This is a genomic window from Roseomonas sp. AR75 (assembly GCF_005222815.1).
Taxonomy (GTDB): Bacteria; Pseudomonadota; Alphaproteobacteria; order Acetobacterales; family Acetobacteraceae; genus Falsiroseomonas.
In genome coordinates this window covers 678517-698411 of sequence record NZ_STGB01000004.1, presented here as the reverse complement: position 1 = coordinate 698411, position 19895 = coordinate 678517, and the positions used below count along the sequence as shown (strand labels likewise).

Below are 19895 nucleotides of genomic sequence, written 5' to 3'. Positions count from 1 at the left end.
GCGGGGTGGCACCTATGATGCGCCGGTAACCAGGCGGTTCGCCGCCCCACAGGGAGAGCGTCCATGAAGCTCACGCGCGTGCTCAAGGCTGCGGCCATCGCCGCGGCCGCCCTCATTCCCTGGGCTGCGACGCCCGGCCAGGCGCAGGAATGGCGCGGCTGGAACATCCACGCCGCCGACTACCCCAATGGCCGCGGCATGGACCGCTTCGGCGAACTGGTGCAGCAGCGCACCAACAACCGCATCCGCATGCGCACCTACCACTCCGCCCAGCTCGGCCAGCAGGACGAGGCGATCCAGCAGATGCGGCTGGGCTCGATCGACTTCGCCAACTTCAACCTGTCGCCCTTCAACAACCTGGCACCCTCCACCCAGGTGGTGACCCTGCCCTTCCTGTTCCGCAACGTGGCGCACATGCAGGCGGCGATCGACGGCGTGGCCGGGCAGGAGATCGCGAAGGACCTCGAGGCGATCGGCATCATCGCGCTGGCCTGGTACGACGCGGGCGCGCGCAGCCTCTACACCGTCCGCCCGGTGCGCACGCCGGCCGATGTGCGTGGCATGAAGATCCGCGTGCAGACCTCCGACCTCTGGATCGACCTGATGCGCGCGATGGGCGCCAACCCGACGCCGCTGCCCTTTGGCGAGGTGTTCACCTCGCTCCAGTCCGGCGTGATCGACGGCGCGGAGAACAACTGGCCGAGCTACGAGAGCACCCGCCACTTCGAGGTCGCGCGCTTCTACACCACCACCGAGCACTCCAACGTGCCGGAAGTGCTGGCCGTCGGCGTGCAGCGCTGGCGCCGGCTGAGCCCGCAGGACCAGGCCATCCTGCGCGATGCCGCGCGTGAATCCGCCACGCTGCAGCGCCAGCTCTGGGCGGAGCGCGAGCAGACCTCCCGCCGCCGGGTCGAGCAGGCCGGGGTGACGGTGATCGAGATCACCGACCGCAGCCCCTGGGCGCAGCTCATGGAGCCGGTCTACCAGAAATACACGGGCAGCAACCCGCGGCTCTCCGGGCTGGTGCAGAGCATCCGCGCGCTGCCATAGGCCGCGCCTTCTACCTCCCTGCTCGTCCGCTTCCCTCCCCCGCATATGCGGGCGGAGGGTCAGGGCTGCGGGCAGCACCTTGCCGAGCACTTCGCACCTTGTGCCCCCACCCCGGCCCTCCCCCGCAAGCGCGGGGGAGGGAGCGGACGAGCGGGGAAGGGATCCCTGGATGGCCATCTTCTCCCGCGTGCTCGACATCTTCTGCCGGCTCGTGATCATCGTCGCCGGCAGTGCGCTGGTGGGGCTGGTCGCCATGATGGGATGGCTGGTCTTCGGCCGCTACGTGCTGAACGACACCCCCACCTGGGTGGAGCGCGCGGCGACGCTGTCCATCCTCTGCATCGCGCTGCCGGTCGCCGCCGTCGGCGTGCGGGAGCGCTTCCACCTCTCCGTCCTCGGCTTCCGGGAAGCGCTGCCGCTGCAGGTGCAGCGCTGGATCGCGGTGGGCTGCGACACGCTGGTCGGGCTGTTCGGCCTGGCGATGATGGTCTACTCGCGCGAGCTGGTGGACATGGTGTGGACCTTCCGCATCCCGCTGCTCGGCATCAGCCAGGGCTGGACCTACGTACCGCTGATGGTCTGCGGCGGACTGATCACGCTGTTCGCCATCGAGCAGGTGCTGCTCGACATCCTCCGCAAGGAAGGCCCTGAACAGCGCGGCATCAAGGCCGCCTTCCTGGAGTAGCGCGGCGTGGAAATCGGCCTGGTACTGATCATCGCGGCCTTCGTCGTCGGCGTCGTCGCCGGCGTCCCGGTGGCCTTCACGCTCGGCATCGCGGCGGTGGCGGGCTTCCTGTGGGAAGGGCTGAACCCCGCGGTAGCCTTCCAGCAGATGGCCAGCGGCATGAGCATCTTCTCCTTGCTGGCGATCCCCTTCTTCATCTTCGCGGGCGAGTTGATGCTGCATGGCGGCATCGCGAAGCGGCTGGTGGCTCTGGCATCCGCCTGCGTCGGCTGGATGCGCGGCGGGCTCGGCATGGTGGACGTCTCCACCTCCATGCTGTTCGGCGGCATCTCCGGCTCCGCGGTGGCGGACACCTCGGCCACGGGCACCATCCTGATCCCCGCTATGAAGGCCAAGGGCTACGGCGTGGACTACGCGGTCAGCCTGACCGTCACCTCCTCCATCGCCGGCATCCTGATCCCGCCGAGCCACAACATGATCCTCTATTCCCTGGCGGCGGGCGGCGGCATCTCCGTCAGCGCGCTGTTCATCGCGGGCATCGTGCCGGGGATCCTGATGTGCCTGTTCCTCGGCGTGGCCGCCTATGTGATGGCGGTACGCCGGGGCTATCCGGCGGATGGCTGGCAGGGCTTCCGCCACCTGGCCTGGACCTTCCTGGATGCGCTGCCCGGCCTGTTCACCGCCATCATCATCCTGGGCGGCGTGCTCTCCGGCATCTTCACGGTGACGGAGAGCGCTGCCTTCGGCACGATCTGGGCGCTGATGGTCACCATCCTCGTCTACCGCGCCCTGTCCTGGGCGGATTTCAAGATCGCGGTCGCCGCCAGCGTGCGCACCAGCGCGGTGGTGTTCCTGCTGGTGGGCACCGCCACCGCCTTCGCCTACCTGCTCGCGCTCTACCGGCTTCCGGAGATCCTGACGGAGGGCATGCTCGCCATCAGCGACAACCCGGTCGTCATCCTGCTGCTGATCAATGTCTGCCTGCTGCTGCTCGGCGCGGTGATGGACATGGCCGCGCTGATCCTGATCACCACGCCGATCTTCCTGCCGGTGGTCACCGCCATCGGCGTGGACCCCGTGCAGTTCGGCATGATCATGATGATGAACCTCGGGCTCGGTTTGACGACGCCCCCGGTGGGCGCCGTGCTGTTCGTCGGCTGCGCCATCGGTCGCATCCCGATGGAGCATGTGATGCGCACCATCTGGCCCTTCTGGGGCGCCATCCTGGTGGCGCTGATGCTGACCACCTACCTGCCCGAGATCTCCCTGACCCTGCCTCGCCTGCTGCTCGGCTACGAAGGCTGATCCTGAGGAATCCCGCCATGACCAAGAAGCCCGTATTCCTGACCGGCGCCTCCGGCGCGCTCGGCCGCATGCTGGCAAGGGAGCTCGGCGCGGCCGGCTACGTGCTGCGGATGACCGACATAAACCCCTTCCCCGACCCGCTGCCGCCCGGCGCGCGCTTCGTCCGCGCCGACCTGAACGAGGCGCTGGCCATCGTCCGCCAGGCGGAAGGCTGCGGCACCATCCTGCATTTCGGCGGCAACGCCACCGAGCAGCCCTTCGAGACGATCATCGAGCCGAACATCCGCGGCCTCTATCACATCTACGAAGCCGCGCGGCGCGAGGGCGCGCGCGTGGTCTTCGCCAGTTCCAACCACACCATCGGCTTCCACGAGCGCCCGACGGGCAACGAGGCGAAGCTGGACTTCGACTGCCAGTTCCGGCCCGACGGCTACTACGGCCTGTCGAAGGTGTACGGGGAGATGATGGGACGGCTCTACTGGGACAAGCACGGCGTCGAGAACGTCAATGTCCGCATCGGCTCCTGCCAGCCGAAGCCGATGAACGCCCGGGCGCTGTCCACCTGGCTGTCCTACCCGGACCTCGCGCGCATGATGATCCGCTGCATCGAGGCGGAGCGCGTGGGCCACTGCGTGATCTGGGGTGCCTCCAACAACCCGAAGACCTTCTGGGGCAAGGACCATCGCGACCGCATCGGCTGGCAGCCGCAGGACAGCGCCGAGGACTACCGTGCGGAGATCGAGGGCAAGGTCTCCGGCAACCCGGTCGAGGAGCGCTACCAGGGCGGCTTCTACACGCCGATCGAGTATTCCCGGAAAGGCGGCTTCTCGCCGCGCAACGTCTTCGATCTTGACTAAGCCCTCAGACGGCGGGCGGCAGCTCCGCTGGCTTGCCTTCGCGCAGGCCGCTGTCGCATCACGTGGCGCGGCTGGTCTGTGCGCGGGCCGCTTCGCGGCCTCGGCCCGCCACAGCGGGCCGCCCAAGGATGTCTCCGATGATCCGGCTTGAAGCGGGTGACGCCGCCGCGCTGATCCTGCCAGAGCAGGGCGCCGCGCTCGCGCGCCTCGATCATGCGGGGCGCGCGCTGGTCGCCCCCCTGCCGGAGGGCGCGGAGCCCGGCCGCGGCTGGTTTGCCGCCTTCCTCATGGCGCCCTGGACCAACCGGCTGGATGCCGGGCGCTTCACGGCAAGCGGCGTCGAACACCGCATGCCCATCAACCGGCCGGAGGAGAACACCGCGATCCACGGCTTCCTCCGCGACATGCCCTGGACGGTGCGGGAAGCGAGCGCGGATGCCGCGGTGCTCGACTGCAGCTTCGACCGCGCACCCTTCAAGGGAAGCGCGCGGATGACGCTGCGGCTGCATCCCGATCACCTGGCGATGTCCTTCGCCTTGACGAACCATGGCGCGGCGCCGGTGCCGATGGGCTTCGGCTGGCATCCCTATTTCGCGCGGCACCCGGGCACGCGCCTGCGCTTCGTCGCGCGCACCGCGTTCGGCCGCAATGCACGCGGCCTCGCCGTGGATCCGCATGCCTCGCAAGGCCTCGACGCCACGCTGGACTGGCTCGAGGGACTCGACGGGCATTTCGCCGGCTGGGACGGTACGCTGCACCTCGACTGGCCGGATGGAAGCGGGCTGCTGCTGCAGGCCGAGGGAGCCTGGGCGAAGAACCTGCATGTCTTCGTGCCGCGCGGCGCCGATGCCGTCGCGCTGGAGCCGGTGAGCCACGCGCCGAATGCGGCGAACGACGACGCCGCCGCCGGGCATGGCGCGATGCACGTGCTGCAGCCCGGCGCGACTCTCGACGGCTCACTGAGGATTCATTGGCGCTGAGCGCATCCCCGACGGGAACAATCGCCGCGACGTGACGTTCGCCCCTGCAACCGCGCGCATCGCGTCGCGCGCGGGCGCGGCGGTCACGACTGGCCCGCGCAGCCCTGCAGGGGACGCGACAGGAGCATCACGGCATGAGCGACGACATCGAGCAGACCCGCGCGCCGGAGGAGGATGACCCGACGACGGAGCGGCCCGAGCAGGAGAAGCCGAAGCGTCGCGCTCCCGCAAGGCGCAGCGCCGCGCGCGGACAGGGCAAGCTCGTCGCCGGCACCTCCGCGCGCAAGACCGGGCCGAAAGCGCGCAGCAGCACGGCCCGTGACGCGAAGGCGAAGACGGGCCGCACCGCGGCCGGGCCGCGCGCGCGATCCGCCGAAAGCGGCGGCGCGAAGCGCGCCACCGGCACGCGCAAGCCGGCAAGCCGCGGGACCGCCGCGAAGGGCCGCACCGCGAAGGCGGCGACCGGCAAGGCGGCTACGGGCACGCGCGGCCGGAGCGCCGCGACCGGCGCGCGCGGCAAGGCGTCCGGCGCGCGCGGCAAGGCGTCCGTCGCGCGCGGCAAGACGACGACCGCGAAGCGCGGTAGCGCCGCCGCCGCGAAGCGCGGCGCTGCGACGAAGCGCGGCACCGCCGGGACACCCAAGCGCGGCACCGCCGCGACCTCCAAGCGCGGCACCGCCGCGACCTCCAAGCGCAGCACTGCCGCGAAGCCCTCGCGCGGTGGGACGACACGCACGGCGAAGCCGCGCAGCGCCGCAAAGTCCACCAGCACGCGCGGCACGGGCAAGACGACGGCGCGCTCTGCGGCCAAGACCGGCAAGACCGGCACAGGCTCGGCAGGCACGGCGAAGCGCGCCGCCGCCAAGCCGGCCGCGTCGCGTCGCACCGGTACCACGGCGAAGGGCGGCCGGGGCAGCACCGCCCGCGGCGGCAGCGGCCGCAGCCGGATGCACTGAACGGTAGCCCGGCCGGGGCGCCGACCCGGCCGGCGCCCCCCTCCCCAAGCCCGCGCCGCCTTGCGACACTGGCGGCATGGAAACGGCAGTCGTCCTCGGCGCAGGGATCATGGGCCTGTCGGCTGCCTGGGCGCTGTCGCGCGCCGGCATCGCCGTGCGCGTCGTCGAGCAGGATGCGGTGCCCAACCCGCGGGGCTCCTCGGTGGATGACCACCGCCTGATCCGCCACGCCTATGGCGCGCATGAAGGCTACATGCGGATGGTGGACCCGGCCTATGCCGCCTGGGACCTGCTGTTCGCCGAGGCCGGCGAGCGCCTGTATGTCGAGACCGGCGTGCTCGCCCTCTCCCAGCATGACGGCGGCTGGCTGGCGGAAAGCCGGGACGCGCTGGCGGCCGATGGCCGTGCGACGCAAACGCTCGACGCCGCCGCCGTCGCCGCGGCCTATCCGTTCCTGCGGCCCGAGGGCATCGCCGCGGCCTTTCGGCTGGATCGGGGCGGCGTGCTGCTGGCCCGCCGGATCGTGGCGATGCTGGCCCGGCTGCTCGCGGCGCGCGGCGTCCCGATCGAGCGCGCCCAGGCCACCGGCTTCGATGCCGACCGCGCAAGCCTGACGCTGTCGGACGGTTCGCGGCGGGAGGGCGACCTTCTCGTGCTCGCCGGCGGTCCCTGGACTCCGGGCCTGGTGCCGGGCCTCGCCGCGCGGGTGCGGCCGACGCGCCAGATCATCCTGCGCCTTGCCCCGCCGCCCGAGATCGCCGAGGCATGGGCCAGGGCGCCGATGCTGCTCGACCTTGCCGCGGATGGCGGCTTCTACGCCGTGCCGCCCGTCGCCGGCACCCCGCTGAAGATCGGCGACCACCGCTTCGCGCCCACCGCCGACCCGGACGGCCCGCGCGACGCCACGCCGACCGAGGCGGAGGAGATCCTCGGTCTGGCGCGCCACCGCATCCGCGACCTGGACCGCTACCGCCTGCTGGGCGCCGCCGCCTGCTGGTACGACGTGGAGCCCGAGGAGCGCTTCGTGCTGGAGCGCGTCGGCGCGCGCGGCTTCGTCATGTCCGGCTTCTCCGGCCACGGCTTCAAGTTCGGCCCGGTGCTGGGGCTTGCGCTGGCGCGCGCCGCGCGCGATCCCGCGCTGCACGGCCCGCTCGCCGCCTGGGCGGCCGGCACCGCGCCACCGACGCCGGGACTTCTGGACGAGTTGCAGGGACACAGGCCATGACGCGACCGACCGCCGCCGACGACCTCATCCTGGGCCTGACCAAGGTGGTGGACCTGCCCGGCCTGACCACTGCCGCCGGCGCCCCGCTCGGCGCCGAGGACATCGCCGCGCTGATCGGCGAGGCCGACCGCTTCTGCACGGAGGTGCTCGCCCCGGGCTGGCAATCCGCGGACCGCGAAGGCGCGCATTACGCCAATGGCAAGGTCACCGTGCCCGCCCAGTACCACGCCACGATGAAGGCCTGGATCGAGAGCGGCTGGCAGGGCGTCGCCGCGCCCGAGGCGCAGGGCGGCCAGGGCCTGCCGCATTCCATCTGGACCGCTGTGACGGAGCTCGCCTCCGCCGCCGACATGGCCTTCTTCCTTGGGCCGATCCTGACCGCCGGCGCGATCGACCTGCTGCAGCTCTTCGGCACCGAGGACCAGCAGGCGCGCTGGCTGCCGAAGCTGATCACCGGCGAGTGGCCCGGCACGATGAACCTGACCGAGCCCCAGGCCGGATCGGACCTAGGCGCCATCCGCACCCGCGCCGAACCGCTCGGCAACGGGCGCTACGCGATCCATGGCCAGAAGATCTACATCACCTGGGGCGAGCACGAGACCACCGACAACATCCTCCACCTGATCCTGGCGCGCCTGCCCGACGCGCCGGCGGGGTCGCGCGGCATCTCCCTCTTTGCCGCGCAGCGCGTGCTGGAGGACGGCACGCGCAACGCGCTGCGCTGCGGCGGCATCGAGAAGAAGATGGGCATCCACGCCTCGCCCACCTGCGTCATGCTGTTCGAGGGCGCGGAGGCGGAGATGATCGGCGAGCCCGGCCGCGGCCTGAACGCGATGTTCGCGATGATGAACGCCGCGCGGCTGGCCGTGGGCGTGCAGGGCGTCGGCCAGGGCGCGCGCGCCCTGCAGCTTGCCGAATCCTACGCCGACCAGCGTGTCCAGGGCGGCCGTGCCATCGCGGAGCATCCGGATGTCGCGCGCATGCTCACCGAGATGCGCGCGATCACGCTCGCCGGCCGGCTGCTGGCGCTGGAAGCCGCGGCGGCGCTGGATCGCCACCACCTGCTGCAGGACGAGGCGGCAGCGACCCGGCTGGCCCTGCTGATCCCGATCGTGAAGGCCTGGTGCAGCGACCGCGGCGTGGATGTCGCCTCGCTCGGCATCCAGGTGCATGGCGGCATGGGCTTCGTCGAGGATACCGGCGCGGCGCAGGTGCTGCGCGACGCCCGCATCGCGCCGATCTACGAAGGCACCAACGGCATCCAGGCGATCGACCTGCTGGTGCGCAAGCTGGGCAAGGACCAGGGCGCGGCGATGCGGGCTCTGCTGGCCGAGGTTGCCGCGACGCCCGGCCTGGCGGAGGCCGCGGCGCAACTCGGCACGGCGACGGAGGCGATGCTCGCAGTGCTGGCGCGCGACCCGGATGCGGCGCAGTCGCTCGCCGTCGCCTATCTGGAAGCCTGCGGCTGGACGCTCGGCGGCTGGATGCTGGCGCGCGCCGCCGCCGCTTCGCCCGCCCACCAGCACCTCGCAACTTTCTATCGGGTGAGGCTGCTGCCGCGTGCCGCCGCGCGCTGCCTGGAGATCGCGGCGGCGACCGGCGCATCCGCGATTGCGGCCTGACGGCGCTTTGCTAGAGTCCGGGCCGCTCGGGGGCGCTGATGCGGCGGCGTCAGTTCTCCTCGATGTCATGAAACCCTTGCGCCGATGGGGATCGGGCGCATCTCGCGCGGGATGTACGTGAACGCCAGTCTTCCCAAGCCCGCCATCCGGCCGCTCAGGCCCAACATTGCCATCGTCGGCGCCGGCCCCGGCGGACTCGCCGCGGCGATGCTGCTCGCGCGATCCGGCGCGCGCGTCACCGTCTTCGAGAAGGACGAGGTCGTCGGCGGCCGCACGCGCACGCTGACATCGCCGGAAGGCTACAGCTTCGATCTTGGCCCCACCTTCTTCCTCTATCCGCGCATCCTGAAGGAGATCTTCGAGCGCTGCGGATCGGCGCTGGAGGCGGAGGTCGAGCTGAAGCGGCTCGATCCGCAGTACCGCCTGGTCTTCGAAGGCGCCGGCGGACAGACGCAGCTCGACTGCTCCTCCGACCTCGACCGGATGGAGGCCGAGCTCGCGAAATTCGCGCCGGCCGATGCGAAGGGGCTGCGCAGCTTCATGGCGGAGAACCGCGCCAAGCTGGCGGTGTTCCGCCCGGTGCTGGAGCGCGCCTTCGAGAAGCCGCAGGACATGGTGAAGTGGGACATGATCCGGGCGCTGCCGCTGCTGCGCCCGTGGTCCACCGTGGACCGCGACCTGTCGCGCCACTTCAAGGACCCGCGCGTCCGGCTCGCCTTCAGCTTCCAGACGAAATACCTGGGGATGAGCCCGTTCCGCTGCCCGTCGCTGTTCACCATCCTGTCCTACCTGGAATACGACCACGGCATCTTCCATCCCATCGGCGGCTGCGGCGCCGTCTCCAACGCCATGGCGCGCGTGGCGGAGCGGCTGGGCGTGGAGTTCCGGCTCTCGACACCGATCGAGCGCATTGCCTTCGACGGGCGCCGCGCGAAGGGCATCGAGGCCGGCGGCGCGCGGCACGATGCCGACGCGGTGGTGGTGAATGCCGACTTCGCCCATGCGGTGCCGAAGCTCATCCCCGGCCATCTGCGGCGCGACTGGTCGGACGCGAAGATCGGCAAGGCGCGCTATTCCTGCTCGACCTTCATGCTCTATCTCGGGCTGGATCGCCCGTTGCCGGAATTGGCGCACCACACGGTGCTGCTGAGCGAGGGCTACAAGCAGAACATCGCCGACATCGAGGGCGGTACGATCCCGGACGTGCCCTCGATGTATGTGCAGAACGCCTGCGTCACCGATCCCACCCTGGCGCCGGCGGGGCACTCGGCGCTGTACGTGCTGGTGCCGGTGCCGAACCTGATGAAGCAGCCGGACTGGCCGGCGCAGGCCGCGCGCTACCGCGAGGTCGCGCTGGATCGGTTGAAGGCGCTCGGCCTGCCCGACCTGCGTCCCCATATCCGCCACGAGCGCATCGTCGCGCCGCAGGATTGGGAAAGCGAATTCGCCGTGGGCTATGGCGCAACCTTCAACCTGTCGCATGAGCTGCCGCAGATGCTCTATTCGCGCCCGGGGAACCGGTTCCGCGACGTGGAGGGCGTGTATCTCGTCGGCGGCGGCACGCATCCGGGCAGCGGGCTGCCGGTGATCTACGAAGGTGCTCGCATCACCACGGGGCTGATGGCGAAGGATCTGGGCCTGACCTCGGCGCCCTCCAGCCCGCCGATCGGCGGCGACCTGGCCAGCGCCACGCCGCGTCCCGCCTATGCGGGCAACCAATGAGCACGATGACAAGAATCGCCAGAACGGAGGCGTCGCAATGAGCCAGCGTGTCGTCGTCATCGGGGGCGGTCTCGGCGGGCTCGCCGCCGCCGCCGTCGCCGCGGCGCGGGGCCACAAGGTCACGCTGCTCGACAAGAACGCCTGGCTCGGCGGGAAATGCGCCGTGCTGAGCCTGGATGCGCCGGATGGCTCGGGCAGCTTCCGCTTCGACATGGGGCCTACGATCCTGACGGTGCCGCGCGTGCTGCGCCGCATCTTCGCCGAGGCCGGGCGCGACCAGGCGACCGACCTGCCGCTGATCCGGCTCGATCCGCAATGGCGCTGCTTCTTCGAGGACGGCACGCGCATCGACCTGATGGAAGACGTGGACCGGATGGCGGCGGAGATGGACCGCTTCGCCCCCGGCACCAACCAGGGCGCGGGCTATCGCCGCCTGCAGGCGGAAGCCGAGAACCTGCACCGCGTCTCGGAGAATTTCTTCTTCTGGAAGCCGGTCGAGGGCATCGCCGACACGCTGAATTTCAAGGCCAACCTGAACCCGGACACGCTGAAGGACGTGCTGAGCCTCAAGATGGGCCGCACCGTGGCGAAGGTGATCCGCGGCCATGTGCCGGATGCGCGTCTCGCGCAGATGCTGGATCACTACTGCCAGTATGTCGGCTCCTCGCCCTATCTCGCCCCGGCGGTGCTGACCTCGATCGCCGACATGCAGGCGCATGAGGGTGTGTGGTACCCGGTCGGCGGCACGCGGGCCGTGGCGGAGGGGCTGGCGAAGCTCGCCGGCGATCTCGGAGCCGATCTGCGGCCGGGCGTGGAGGTGACCGGGTTCGACATCGTGGACGGCGCCGTAAAGGCGGTCGTGACGGCGACGGGCGAGAAGATCCCCTGCGATGCCGTGATCTCCAACATGGATGCGATCCGCACCTATCGCGAGCTGGTGGGCGGCGAGCCGGCGCGCAAATACGACGGCAAGGGCTTCGAGCCGGCCTGCTCCGGCGTGGTGCTCTATCTCGGGCTCAAGAAGCGTTACGACCATTTGGCGCATCACTGCTTCGTCTTCTCCCGCGACGCGGAGGAGGAGTTCGACGCGATCTACAAGAAGGGCGAGCCGGCACCCGACCCGACCGCCTACCTCGCCGCGACGTCGTGCAGCGACGACACCAGCGCACCCCCCGGCGGGGAGGCGCTGTATGTCCTGGTGCACACGCCGCATCTTCGCCCCGGCCATGATTGGTCGAAGATGTTCGCGCCGTACCGCCAGAAGATCCTGGACAAGCTGAAGCGCACCGCCGGCATGGAGGACATCGAGGAGCGGATCGTGGTGGAGAGCCAGCTCACGCCGGTGGACATCCACAACCGCTACAAGGTGCTGGACGGTGCGATCTACGGCCTCGCCTCGCACGGCAGCTTCATGGGCGCCTTCAAGCCGGGCAACCGCAGCAAGGTGGTGAAGGGCCTCTATCTCTGCGGCGGCGCGGCGCATCCCGGGCCGGGCATGCCGATGGTGATGATGTCCGGCTGGATCGCGGCCGATGCGATGGACACCGACGCCGGCGGACGCGGCATGAGCGAGCGCGCCCGCCAGGCCGGCCGCCGCGACCGCGAATTGCCGGCCGCGGCGGAGTAGCCCGCGCGGCCAACTTCCCCATGACGAAGCCGCCTGCTCTGCCGGAAGATCCCATCAGCCGCTTCGACCCGCGGCGGATGGCGTTCTTCCACTTCTGGTTCCGCGGCTTCTTCCGCAAGCACATGCGCGCCGCGCGCGTGGCGCGATGGGGCATGCCCGGCGACTACGGTGCGCGGCCGCTCGTGGTCTTCGCGAACCATCCGGGCTGGTGGGACGGCGTCGCCTTCATGCTGCTGTCGCAGGCGCTGTTCCTGCCGCGGCGCATGTACATCCCGATGGACAAGGCAGCACTCGACCGATACCCGTTCATGCGCCGCATCGGCGTCTTCGGTATCGAGACCGGCACGCCGCGCGGCGCGGTCGCCTTCCTGAAACTGGCGAAGGAGGTGCTGTCGCACCAGGACCGCATGCTCTGGATGAACGCGCCCGGCCGCTTCTCCGATGTGCGGGAGCGGCCGGTGCCGATCGCACCGGGCATGACGCGCCTGCCGGAATTCGCGCCCGACGCGCTCTTCATCCCGCTCGCGCTGGACTACCCGTTCTGGACCGAGCGCAAGGCGGAGATGCTCTGCGCCTTCGGCACGCCCATCGAGGGCCGCGTGCTGGAAGCGATGGACCGCGATGCGCGCGCCGCCGCGCTGTCGGACGCGCTGGGCGCGACGATGGACCGGCTGGCGGGCGACGCCGTTGCGCGCGACCCCGGCCGCTTCGAGACATTGCTGCGCGGGCAGGAAGGGATGGGGGGCGTGTTCCCCCTGTGGCGGAGAATGGTCGCGGCGCTGCGCGGCCAACGCTACGATCCGCGCCACGATCCGCGGGAGGAAGCGGGCTGATGGACCTGCAGTTCACCTGGGCGTGGCTCGCGCTGTGGCTGGCCCTTTTCCCGGCCGCGATGGGCGTGGCGAACCTGTTCTTCGTCCGCCCGCCGCGCGGCACGCCGGGTGCCGGCACGCTCGTTTCCATCCTGATTCCCGCCCGGAACGAGGAAGCCAACATCGCCACCTGCCTGCGCCACGCCCTCGCCTCGCGCGGCGTGGCGGTCGAGGTGGTGGTGATGGATGATGGCTCCACCGACCGCACGGCGCAGATCGTGCGCGACATCGCGCTGGCCGATCCGCGCGTGCGGCTGGAAAGCTGCCCGCCGCTGCCGCCCGGCTGGACGGGCAAGGTGCATGCCTGCGCGCGGCTGGCGGAGAAGTCGGAAGGGACGCATCTGCTGTTCATCGACGCCGATGTGCGGCTGGAGCGCGACGCCGCCGCCGCCATGGCGGGCCACGCCGACCGCACCGGCACCGCGATGGTCACCGGCGTGCCGCGGCAGGAGATCGGCAGCCTCGGCGAGGCCGTGACAGTGCCGATGATCAACTTCCTGCTGTTCTGCTACCTGCCCGGCGGCGGCCGCGCCTTCACCAGGCGGCCCGACATGGCGGCGGGCTGCGGTCAGCTCATGATGGTGGAGCGGAAGGCCTACAACGCCTCGGGCGGCCACACCGCGATCCGCGGCCTGCTGCACGACGCGCTGCAGCTCGCGCGCCGCATGCGCGCCGCCGGCTTCGCGACGGAGATCGTCGAGGGCGCGCCGCTGGCGACCTGTCGGATGTATGACGGCCTGGCGCAGAGCTGGTCTGGCTTCATCAAGAACGCGCGCGAAGGCATGGCGACGCCGGTCGGGCTGCCGATCTGGACCGTGATGCTGGCCGGCGCCTTCCTCTGGCCGATCGCGCTGCTTCCCTGCGCCTGGGCCTTCCTGGCGCTGGCCATCGGCTTCGCGCTGCGCGCCGCCGTCACGCTGCGCGTGCGCGAGCCCTGGTGGACCATCCCGCTGCATCCGGCGGCCGTCGCGGTGGCGCTGGCGATCCAGTGGACCGCGCTGGTGCGTGGGCTGATGGGCAAGCCGGCGGGGTGGAAAGGTCGCGCCTATGGCGCGCGGGAGCAGGACTCCGCCTACCAGCCAGACGGCACCGCCTGAACGACATGGAAGGCGGCGGCCCCATCGCGGTCGGCCCGCCCACGCGGGATCACGATTCGGAGAACTTCCCGGTCGCGTCGCTGCTGCTGGCCAAGGCGGCGCGGGCGCGCGTGATGGAGTTCTACCGCTTCGTCCGCACCGCCGACGACATCGCCGATGCCGCCGCGCTATCTCCGGAGGAGAAGCTGCACCGGCTGGATGCGCTGGAAGCCACGGCGCCGGGTGCGCTGGCCACGGTCGGCGAGGCCGAGGCGCGGCTGATGCTCTCCGCCTTCCGGCAGGATGCCGTCCAGACGCGCTATGCCGACTGGGCGGCGCTGGAAGACTATTGCCGCCGCTCCGCCGATCCGGTGGGGCGGATGCTGCTGCGCGTGCATGGCGAGGATGCGACGGCACAGCGCGCATCCGATGCGCTCTGCACGGCCTTGCAGATCCTGAACCACCTGCAGGACCTGGTGCCGGACCGCGACGCGCTGGACCGCATCTACCTGCCCGTGACCTGGATGGATCAGGCCGGCGGCGAGGCCGCCTTCTTCACACCCAGCAACCCGCGCCGGCGGGACGTCCTGGACGCGGCGCTCGATCGCGTGGAGGCAACGCTTGAGGTCGCCGCGCCGCTGCCGCGCCTGCTGCGCTCCCGGCTGCGATTCCAGGCCGCGGTGACGCTGGCGCTGGCCTGGCGGCTGCTCGCGAAGTTGCGCGCGGCCGATCCGGTGCTGGGCCGCGTCGCGCTGACGAAAGCGGATTTCGCGGCGGCCTTCACGCGCCTCGCCTTGCCACCGCAGTCGGACGCGGCCGTGGTGCAGGCGCGCGTGACACGCGCGAAGAGCAGCTTCGCGCGTGGCATGGGCGTGCTGAAGGGCGAGCGGCGGCGTGCGCTGTTCGCGGTGTACGGCTTCTGCCGCGCGGTGGACGACATCGCCGACGCCGCGATGCCGCTGGCGGAGAAGCGCCGCTTCCTCGCGGCCTGGCACCGGAAGCTCGCCACGCCGGATTGCGCCTTGTCGTCGGAGCTGGCCTGGGCGCGCGATGCCTTCGCGCTGCCGGTCGCGGAGTGCGCGGCGATGGTCGCTGGCATGGAGACCGATGCCGAAAGCCGCGTGCGGATCGCGGACGCGGATGCGCTGGACCTCTACTGCCGCCGCGTCGCGGGCAGCGTCGGTGCGCTCTCCGTGCGGATCTTCGGCGCACCGCAGGCGGAAGGCTGGGGACTGGCGCTCGGGCGCACCTTTCAGCTCGTGAACATCCTACGCGATGCGGAGGAGGATGCGGCGCGCGATCGGGTCTATGTGCCGCGCACGCTGCTGGACGCGCATGGCGTGACGACCGACGACGCCACGACGATCGTCGCGCATCCCGGCTTCGCGGCCTGCTGCGACGCGCTCGCGCGAGAGGCGGCGGACGGATTCGCGCGGGCGGAGGCCGAGCTTGCGCAACATGACCTGCGCGCGCTGAAGCCGGCGCGCGTGATGATGTGGGGCTATCGCCGCCTGCTGGATCGCATGCTCGCGCAGGGCTTCGGCGCGCCGCGCATGCGCGCGCGCCTCACGCGCGGCGAGAAGATGCGCATGGCCCTGGTGGCGCTGAGGCCGGCGTGATGTCGGCACCATCGCACGCGCCCCGCGCAACCTCCGTCGCATCGACATGACCTTCCACGTCGTCGGCGCCGGCGTGGCCGGCCTCGCGGGCGCGCTGCTGCTGGCGAAGGCCGGGCATCGCGTGACGGTCCACGAAGCCACCCCTACCCCCGGCGGCCGCGCCCGCGCGCTGCCCGACGGCACCGACAACGGCACCCATGCGCTGCTCGGCGCCAACCGCGTCGCGCTGCGCTTCCTGGCCGCCATCGGCGCGCGCGACGCCTGGATCGAGCCGGAGCCGCACGGCCTGCCGATGCTGGACTTCGCCGACCACAGCGCGCGCCGCGTCGCACTCTCGCCGGTGGGATGGATACGCGGCGCGCAGCGGCCGGAAGGGCTGACCTTCGGCGGCCTGCTCGCGCTGATGCGCCTGTCGCTGCCCGGGACGGATCGCAGCGTCGCCGCCGCCTTCGCCGCCCATCCCGCGCTGCTGCGCAGCCTGGTCGAGCCGATGACCGTCGCGGCGCTGAACACGCCGGCCGATGAAGCCTCGGCGCGGCTGCTCGGCATCGTGCTGCGCCGGCTCGCCGTTCCGGGCGCGGCGCGGCTTTTCGTCGCCTCGCGCGGGCTCGGGCCGGACCTGGTGGCGCCCGCCCTCGCCACGCTGGCCTGCCACGGCGCAACGCTGCGCATCGGCGCCCGGCTGCGCGGCATCGAGCAGCGCGACGGCCGCGCCACCGCGCTCGACTTCGGCGAGGACCGCATCGGCCTGCAGCCGGAGGATGAGGTGCTGCTCGCCGTGCCGCCCTGGGAAGCGGCGCGGCTGCTGCCCGCCGTGCCGACGCCCGAGCATCACGCGCCGATCCTGAACCTGCATTTCGCGCATGCGACCGATGGTCCGGTGCGCTTCATCGGCCTGCTCGGCGGCCTGGCGCAGTGGGTGCTGGTCCGGCCCGGCGGCGTCGCGGTGACGGTCAGTGCAGCCGATACCTCCGTGGGCCTGTCGGACGAGGCGGCGGTCGTGCGCATCTGGCCGGAAGTGCGGGAAGCCGCGCTGCGCTTCGGCCTGCCTGGCGAGTGGCCGGTGGCGCCGCCGTCGGCCCGTGCGGTGCGCGAGAAGCGCGCCACGCCGCGCCACGGGCTGCTCGCGCGCCCGCGCCCCGCACGGCGACCGCTGGCGAACCTCGCCTTGGCCGGCGACTGGACGCTGCCCGACCTGCCCGCGACCATCGAGGCCGCGGTGCGGTCGGGCGAGACCGCCGCCGCGGTGCTGATGAGCGCGCCCTTGCCGAAGGAACCGTGATGTCGCCTGCCGAGGCGCTGGCCGCGCTGCGCGAGGCGGAGGCGCGCGAGGGCCGCCTGCCGCTGGATCACCGGCGCCCCCTGCTGGCGAAGCTGGCCGCGGTGCTGCGCGATCACGCCGAGGAGTTCGCGCGCGCGCTGGATGCCGATTACGGCGGGCGGTCCCGCTACGACACGCTGTTGGCTGACGTTCTCATCGTCGCGGATGCTGCGATGTATTCGCGCCGCTGGCTGCGCTGGTGGGCACGCCCGCGCCTTGCCTGGGTGCCCTATCCCTTCTGGCCGACCACCGCGGCGGAGGAGCCGGTGCCGAAGGGCGTCATCGGCATCGTGGCGCCCTGGAATTATCCGGTGCAGCTTGCCCTGTGGCCGGTCGTGGACGCCATCGCCGCGGGCAACCGCGTCGCCGTGAAGCCATCCGAATTCGTGCCGCGCACCGCGGAGCTGATCGCGCAGGTGCTGAACGCGGCGCTCGGACCCGACAATGCACGGTGCGTGCAGGGCGGCGCGGAGGTTGCCCGGGACTTCTGCGCGCAGCCCTGGGACCACCTGGTCTTCACGGGCGGCACCGCGACGGGCCGCAAGGTGGCGGAGGCGGCGGCGCGCAACCTGGTGCCGGTGACGCTGGAACTCGGCGGCAAATGCCCCTGCATCGTGCTGCCGGGCGCCGACCTCGCGGTCGCGGCCCGGAACATCCTGGCGGGCAAGGCGGTGAATGCGGGGCAGACCTGCATCGCGCCGGATACGGTGCTGCTGGTGGGCCATGCGCCCGAGGCCTTCGCGGCGGCCTGCCGCGCCAGCGGCATCGCGCTGCCGGAAGGCGCCATCGCGTCCGATGTGCAGGCATCTCGGCTGGATGCGCTGGCGGACGGCGCACGCATCACGAAGCTGGCCGACGACGCCGCGGGCCGGCGCCGCGCGATCGCGCTGGCCGAAGCGCCCGCAGATTCGCCGCTGCAACGTGACGAGATATTCGGGCCGCTGCTGGCGGTGCAGCAAGTCGCGGATCTGGATGCCGCGATCGGCTGGATCGCGTCGCGCCCGGCCCCGCTCGCCATCTACCTGTTCGGCGCGACGCGCGCGGAGGAAGCGCAGGTCGCATCCCGCACGCGGTCAGGCGCGCTGGTGACGGGGCGCGCCATCGAATATGCGGCGTTCCCGTCGCTCGCCTTCGGCGGCGTCGGCGCCTCCGGCATGGGGCGCTATCACGGGCGCGCCGGCTTCCTGGAATTCTCCGACATGCGCGCGCGCGTGCGGCACGGGCGATGGAGCCTCTCGCGCTTCTTCGACCTGCCGCGCAAGCCGATTGCGGAGACGCTCACGAAGCAGCTGCTCAGGAAGCGTTAGGCGCGGCCCGGCGCACCGGGCACAGCGCCAGTTCGCGGCCGATGGAGCCGCGGATCGGCCGGCAGGCGGCGAAATCGGCGACGAGCCCGTGCTTCGCGATGCTCGCCGCTGGCGCATCGCGATGCGGCGGCGTGTAGAGCAGGTAGATCGGGCCGCGATGCTCGGCGATGCGCCGCTCGATCCAGGGCAGGAAGCCTTCGAAGATGCGCGCATCCTGGTGCTCCGCGCCGAGGACATGGACGAAGGCGACCTGCGGCGGGAAGAAGGGGATGGTGTAGCCATAGGGCTGCCAGCCGGGCGACCAGCCCGGCGCGACGACGATCGCGTCGCGATAGTCGAATTCCGCCGGCACGGTCGCATGCACATAGGGAAGGAATGCGCCGCCCCCCCAGGGCAGGCGGAACATCGTGCTCGGCTGGATCGGCGCCGCCGCCAGCAGCCCGAGCGCCAGCGCCGGACTGCGCAGTGCGGCGCGCAGCGGCAGGAAGCCGATCGCCACCACGATCAGCAGCGGCGCCAGCATCTCCAGCGGCAGGATGTAGCGGTAGATCGAGAACAGGCCGAGCCACAGCAGATACGCGCAGGCGCCCGCGACCAGCAGGAAGAGCCCGATCCGCGGCTCCGCCAGCGTCGTGTCATCCCCGCGCTGGCGGCGCAGCAGCGCGCAGGCGATGCCCAGCGGCACCGCCAGATAGGCGATCAGCAGCTTCGGGTCGCGCACGTCGCCGTCGATGCGCCAGGGCTTCCAGGTGAAGATGAAGGGCCAGGCCAGCGCCTCCCACAGGCTGCGCGGCATGGCGTGCAACGTGCGATTGTTGCCCGCCGGCGCGAAGGGCGAGCGGAAGATCTCGTTGAAATAGGGGAACAGCGGATTGCCCGTGAGTTCCCACAGATGCCACAGCCAGAAGCCCGAGAAGGCCAGCACGCCGAGCGCACCGCCCAGCGCGAAGCAGGCGGCATTGGCCATGCGCGTCGCGACCGGCCCGGGCACCAGCAGCAGCGCCAGCCCGACGCCGAGGGAGATGGGCGCGACCGTCTGCTTCAGCCCGATCGCAGCACCCGCGGCGAAGCCCGCCACGACAAGGCGCAGCGCGCCGCGCGCCGTGATCCGCGCGAACAGCGCCGGCCCGCCCTGCGCGACCAGCAGCAGCGCCAGGATCACCGGCAGCCCGACCAGCGTGTCGTAATGCGCGGTGCCGACCACCAGCAGCGAGCCCGCGCTCGCCGTGCCGAGCAGCGCGACCAGCACGGGCAGGAACTGCGGCCGCGCCAGCACGCCGGTGAGCGTCGCAGGGCGCAGCACGCGGCGCGCCAGCGCCCAGATCAGCACGCCGCCCAGCCCGTGCAGCGCGCCGAACACCCCCGCCACCGCGACGCCGGGCAGGCGCTGGTTCAGCCAATAGAAGGGCACCTCGACCAGCGGGTTGAAGAAGGTGTGGAAGCCGGCCGGAAACAGGTCGTGCGCGAAACGCCCGTTCAGCCAAGCGTGGGGCAGGTAGTAGTGGTAGTGCATGAGGTCGACGTTGTTGTCCTTGCCCAGCACCCAGGGGAGCAGGGCGAAGACCACCGGTAGCAGCAGGATGACCAGGGGCGGCCACCGGCGGCGGCGGACGGGCTGCTCGAAGGACTGCGCAACGCCGGACATGCATGATCCCCGCCGGACAAGCGCGC

General features: G+C 71.6%; 16 protein-coding genes. 15 read left to right on the top strand and 1 reads right to left on the bottom strand.

The genetic code is table 11. The annotated features are described in order from the left end of the window. The first annotated feature begins 63 nt into the window (after positions 1-63). The 15 genes from E4T13_RS17345 to E4T13_RS17275 all read left to right on the top strand — a co-directional run bounded on the left by E4T13_RS17345 (position 64) and on the right by E4T13_RS17275 (position 18224). Positions 64-1050 (top strand): TRAP transporter substrate-binding protein, encoded by a 987-nt coding sequence (locus tag E4T13_RS17345; RefSeq protein WP_137179539.1) that lies wholly within the window; start codon positions 64-66, stop codon positions 1048-1050. Between the two features lie 169 nt (positions 1051-1219). Next, positions 1220-1735 (top strand): TRAP transporter small permease, encoded by a 516-nt coding sequence (locus E4T13_RS17340; RefSeq protein ID WP_137179538.1) that lies wholly within the window; start codon positions 1220-1222, stop codon positions 1733-1735. Positions 1736-1741: 6 nt separating this feature from the next. After that, positions 1742-3040 carry a TRAP transporter large permease gene (locus tag E4T13_RS17335; RefSeq protein ID WP_306768499.1) on the top strand — a complete coding sequence of 433 codons (1299 nt, stop codon included), beginning with the start codon at positions 1742-1744 and terminating at the stop codon, positions 3038-3040. Positions 3041-3057: 17 nt separating this feature from the next. Beyond that, complete coding sequence (locus tag E4T13_RS17330; protein ID WP_137179537.1) at positions 3058-3897, top strand: NAD(P)-dependent oxidoreductase; 840 nt, start codon at positions 3058-3060, stop codon at positions 3895-3897. 137 nt (positions 3898-4034) lie between these two features. Further along, on the top strand, positions 4035-4877 hold the full coding sequence (locus E4T13_RS17325; protein ID WP_170985045.1) for an aldose epimerase: 843 nt from the start codon (positions 4035-4037) through the stop codon (positions 4875-4877). A 134-nt stretch (positions 4878-5011) separates the two neighbouring features. Continuing rightward, the gene (locus tag E4T13_RS17320; protein ID WP_137179535.1) at positions 5012-5833 is read left to right on the top strand and encodes a hypothetical protein; all 822 of its coding nucleotides are present in this window, start codon (positions 5012-5014) and stop codon (positions 5831-5833) included. Between the two features lie 76 nt (positions 5834-5909). Beyond that, complete coding sequence (locus E4T13_RS17315) at positions 5910-7058, top strand: FAD-dependent oxidoreductase (protein ID WP_137179534.1); 1149 nt, start codon at positions 5910-5912, stop codon at positions 7056-7058. Continuing rightward, positions 7055-8680 carry an acyl-CoA dehydrogenase gene (locus E4T13_RS17310; protein ID WP_137179533.1) on the top strand — a complete coding sequence of 542 codons (1626 nt, stop codon included), beginning with the start codon at positions 7055-7057 and terminating at the stop codon, positions 8678-8680. Before E4T13_RS17315 ends, E4T13_RS17310 begins: the two co-directional genes overlap by 4 nt. Positions 8681-8764: 84 nt before the next feature. Beyond that, the gene (gene crtI / locus E4T13_RS17305) at positions 8765-10402 is read left to right on the top strand and encodes a phytoene desaturase family protein (protein WP_240791175.1); all 1638 of its coding nucleotides are present in this window, start codon (positions 8765-8767) and stop codon (positions 10400-10402) included. Positions 10403-10439: 37 nt separating this feature from the next. Continuing rightward, positions 10440-12029 carry an NAD(P)/FAD-dependent oxidoreductase gene (locus E4T13_RS17300; RefSeq protein ID WP_137179532.1) on the top strand — a complete coding sequence of 530 codons (1590 nt, stop codon included), beginning with the start codon at positions 10440-10442 and terminating at the stop codon, positions 12027-12029. A gap of 20 nt (positions 12030-12049) precedes the next feature. Next, positions 12050-12862 carry a lysophospholipid acyltransferase family protein gene (locus tag E4T13_RS17295; RefSeq protein WP_137179531.1) on the top strand — a complete coding sequence of 271 codons (813 nt, stop codon included), beginning with the start codon at positions 12050-12052 and terminating at the stop codon, positions 12860-12862. Next, positions 12862-13998 (top strand): glycosyltransferase family 2 protein, encoded by a 1137-nt coding sequence (locus E4T13_RS17290; protein ID WP_137179530.1) that lies wholly within the window; start codon positions 12862-12864, stop codon positions 13996-13998. The genes E4T13_RS17295 and E4T13_RS17290 overlap by 1 nt, the downstream gene beginning before the upstream one ends. Positions 13999-14003: 5 nt before the next feature. Next, a complete protein-coding gene (locus E4T13_RS17285) occupies positions 14004-15596 on the top strand; it encodes a squalene/phytoene synthase family protein (RefSeq protein WP_137179529.1) in 1593 nt (530 codons plus the stop codon). A gap of 46 nt (positions 15597-15642) precedes the next feature. Continuing rightward, complete coding sequence (locus E4T13_RS17280) at positions 15643-16878, top strand: FAD-dependent oxidoreductase (protein ID WP_137179528.1); 1236 nt, start codon at positions 15643-15645, stop codon at positions 16876-16878. After that, entirely contained in the window at positions 16878-18224 is a 1347-nt protein-coding gene (locus tag E4T13_RS17275; RefSeq protein ID WP_137179527.1) for an aldehyde dehydrogenase family protein, read from the top strand. The genes E4T13_RS17280 and E4T13_RS17275 overlap by 1 nt, the downstream gene beginning before the upstream one ends. Here E4T13_RS17275 and E4T13_RS17270 read toward each other — a convergent pair. Beyond that, on the bottom strand, positions 18211-19869 hold the full coding sequence (locus tag E4T13_RS17270) for a hypothetical protein (protein ID WP_137179526.1): 1659 nt from the start codon (positions 19867-19869) through the stop codon (positions 18211-18213). The genes E4T13_RS17275 and E4T13_RS17270 overlap by 14 nt on opposite strands. Between the last annotated feature and the right edge of the window lie 26 nt (positions 19870-19895).